This is a genomic window from Sphingobium sp., assembly GCF_035511395.1.
GTDB lineage: Bacteria > Pseudomonadota > Alphaproteobacteria > Sphingomonadales > Sphingomonadaceae > Sphingobium.
The window spans coordinates 1-3,324 of sequence record NZ_DATKFP010000064.1 but is presented as its reverse complement, the minus strand read 5'-3'; the positions used below and the strand labels follow the sequence as shown (position 1 = coordinate 3,324).

General features: G+C 59.5%; 3 protein-coding genes. 1 reads left to right on the top strand and 2 read right to left on the bottom strand.

Features of this window, described 5'->3' with window-relative positions:
• A partial coding sequence (locus tag VMR39_RS03660; protein ID WP_325414456.1) for a hypothetical protein occupies positions 1-443 on the bottom strand: 443 nt, incomplete at its 3' end.
• A gap of 183 nt (positions 444-626) precedes the next feature.
• Between VMR39_RS03660 and VMR39_RS03655 the strand changes: the two genes are divergently transcribed.
• Complete coding sequence (locus VMR39_RS03655; protein ID WP_325414454.1) at positions 627-2,030, top strand: aromatic ring-hydroxylating dioxygenase subunit alpha; 1,404 nt, start codon at positions 627-629, stop codon at positions 2,028-2,030.
• 106 nt (positions 2,031-2,136) lie between these two features.
• Here the strand turns inward: VMR39_RS03655 and VMR39_RS03650 are convergent, their stop codons facing one another.
• The gene (locus tag VMR39_RS03650) at positions 2,137-3,183 is read right to left on the bottom strand and encodes a TonB-dependent receptor (RefSeq protein ID WP_325414453.1); all 1,047 of its coding nucleotides are present in this window, start codon (positions 3,181-3,183) and stop codon (positions 2,137-2,139) included.
• Positions 3,184-3,324: the final 141 nt, after the last annotated feature.

The window sequence follows — 3,324 nt, the reverse complement described above, 5'->3', positions numbered from 1 at the left end:
TTGTTATTCGCGCGCATCACCGGCACGCCGATCGCGCGGAGATCGACCGCTACGCTGGTTTCGCGCCCCGGATCGTCGAAGGTCAGCCGTACGTGCTCCAATGGCTTGACTGCCTGCACTCGCATGCTGTTGGGCAGTTGGATATCGCTGCCGTCGCCGACCACATCCATGGACATATAGTCGCGATAGTCGAACAATTCGCACGCCAGATGGCTCTGCTTAATCCCCTGGAAGATCATCAGGCCCGAACTGACCGTCTTGAGCGTGGGATGGACCCAGCAATAGGCAAAGCAGTTGATCGCCGCTTCGGGCACATGGAAATTCCAGTACCAGGTTTCCGTCAACGTATCGACCGGATCGCCGACGCCATGATAATATTCATCCTGCGGGACATGCGAGCCGAAGCCTCCGCCCAGATTGCTGTTCCAGTCGGTATCGGACATTCGGCCTCTCCAGTTGCGCCATCATCGGGCTTTGCGCGTACATTAGGATGCTTACGCATCATATGCTAGCATAATTTATGGCTGATTTTCAGGCCGTCGTCCGTAACGATGCTGGACCCGCTTCAATTTTGTATGGTAGCATACTATATCAGGTCGCGAACGGGCGACCAAGGGAGACGGATCATGGCAAGCATTGCCGAACGGGACGTAGTGAAAGGATATGGCAGCAAGGAACGCCCCTTGCTGGGCGAATTGTGGAGTCGCGACAGTCGTGGCGCCAATGCCGCCATGCAGGCACGCGGCGACCACCAGCCGGACCATCGGCAGGTCGATTATGCCCGCTATCACGATCCCGCCTTCTTCCGGTTGGAACTGGACAAGATCTGGAACCGCCAATGGCTGTTCGCCTGCCGCGAAGAGGATATACCGGAGGTGGGCGACCGGGTGCCGCTGACCGTCGGTCCCAACAGCTATTTCATCGTCCGGTCCGAAGCTGACGGATTCAAGGCCTTCTATAATAGCTGCCTGCATCGAGGCACCATGTTGTGCGCGAAGAAGGAGAAGGCCGACACGATCCGCTGCCCCTATCATGCCTGGGAATGGAATGTGGACGGCCGGCTGAAGCGCATTCCCAGCCATTGGGATTTCCCCGACATCACCCGGCTTAACGGTTCACTGCCGGAGGTGCGTCTGGAGCGCTGGGGCGGCTTCCTCTTCATCAACGCCGACAAGGATGCGCCGCCGCTGATCGACGCGCTGGGGCCGATGCCGGAGCATTTCGCCGCCTTCGCGCCGGAGCAACGCTTTACCAAGGCGCGATTTCGCAAGCTGGTCCGCGCCAATTGGAAGGTGACACAGGAGGCCTTCCAGGAATCCTATCATCTCTACGCTACCCATCCGGAAGGCGTGCCTTTCACCGGCGACAGCCAGTCGCAATATGACATCTTCACCACGCCGCTAGGTGCGGTCGGGCGGGAAGCCGTGCCCTCCGCGGTGCCCAGCATGCATGCGGATTCATCCGCGACGGCGCATGCGGCTGCAATGGTTGCGGCGCAGGTGCAGCAGATGTGGCATTATCCCCACGCCACGCTGCCAGACATCGATCCCGCCAAGGATGTGCGCGCACAACTGGGCGACTGGCTGCGGCAAAGCTATGAGAAGAGCTACAACCGCCCGATCGCTGAGAGCGATGCGGTGATGATCGACAGTTCGCTCTACTTCCTCTATCCGCACTTCACCCTGTGGCTGTCGGAATCGGTGCCCTTCGTCTACCAATTCCTGCCGCACGAAACCGATCCCAATCTCTGCTATTTCGACGTCCGCCTGCTAATGCCCTGGCGCGAGGGCGATCAGCGACCCCCGGCCGCCGAACCGATCGAGATCGGTGCCGACGAAAGTATCGCGGAAAAGGCACCGGCCTATGGTTTCCTGGCCATGATCTTCGATCAGGACATGAGCAATCTGCCGCTGGTGCAAAAGGGGCTAAAAGCCGCGGATCACGCCGCTGCCCATTCGCGGCTCGGCGCCTATCAGGAAAGCATGATCCAGGCCTGGCACGAGTTGATCGACCGCGATATAGCACGCTGACCGAAAGATGCGGGGAAGGAACGATCTTCCTTCCCCAGACTAAAAAGAGAGGCGATCGGGACAATCCCGACCGCCTCTCTTTTTAGTCTTGGCGTGTCTAGGGCGTTCAGAATTTGAAGACCAGTTCCCCGCCATAGGTGCGCGGCGCGCCAGGGGCGCTGGCGAAGGCCGATCCCGATGCCTGCGCATAATAATTGATGTTGTTCTTCTTGCCGGTGACGTTCTTCATCCAGAAGCGCATGGTGAGATGGTCCCAGCGTTCTGGCGTGAAGGCAACCGCCCCGTCCAGCAGGAAGCGCGACGGTTCCCTGATCAGGTTGTCGGCATCCCAGTTGAAACTGCTGGACCAGTTGCCGGTCAGATCGACGGTTATTTCGCCCGCGCCGTCAATCTCCCGTACATAGCTGGCGCCGCCGCTGAACTTCCATTTCGACGCATAGGGCATCCGATTGCCGCTGCAATTGATGCTGATCTGGTCGAGATTGCCCGGCGCCGTGGGCGAATAGACATAGGAGGCGCAATCCAGCGTGCCATTGCCGTCCACATCGCCGAAATTACGGAACTTGGCATCCAGATAGGTACCGCCCAGCCGCAGGGTCAGCCCCTGCGCCACCACGGTGGTCAGATCGAACTCCGCGCCCTTGGTCCGGGCCGATCCGGCATTGGCCAGGAACACCAGGCCGTTGCGCTGCGCCTGAATCTGGGGATTGCTGATATCGTTCCAGAAGAGGGCCGTGTTGAACCGCACTTTCCGGTCGAACAATTCCGTCTTCAGGCCGATTTCATAGGCGTCGACGATTTCGGGATTGAGCGCCTTGGTATCGAGCGGCAGCGTGTTGAACGTACCGGCCTTGTAGCCCCGGCTATAGGAGGCATAGGCCATCACATCGTCATTGAACTTGTGATCCGCCGATATCTTGTACGTCCATTTCTTGAACGTCTTGGATGCGGACGGATTGTCTCCATCCACGATATTGATGCCGTTGGGATTGCCAAAATCGTTCTTCGCATCGAACTGCTGCGCGCGCAGCACGAATGGATCGGGACCGAAGATGCCGGGGAAGAAGGTCACATCGGTATAGCCCGTCCCCCTGACCTTATCGACCGTATAGCGCAGACCGCCGGTCACATTGGTCATCTCACCCAGCGGCACTGTGACCTGCCCGAGCCCGACGTGGTGGCCGACATCCGCAACGTGGTCGAGGGTGATCCCAGCCCCGATGGCCAGGGGGTGCTCGCCATCCAGCGTGGCATCGAGGTGGGCCACGTGTTCTACCTGGGCACCAAGTACTCC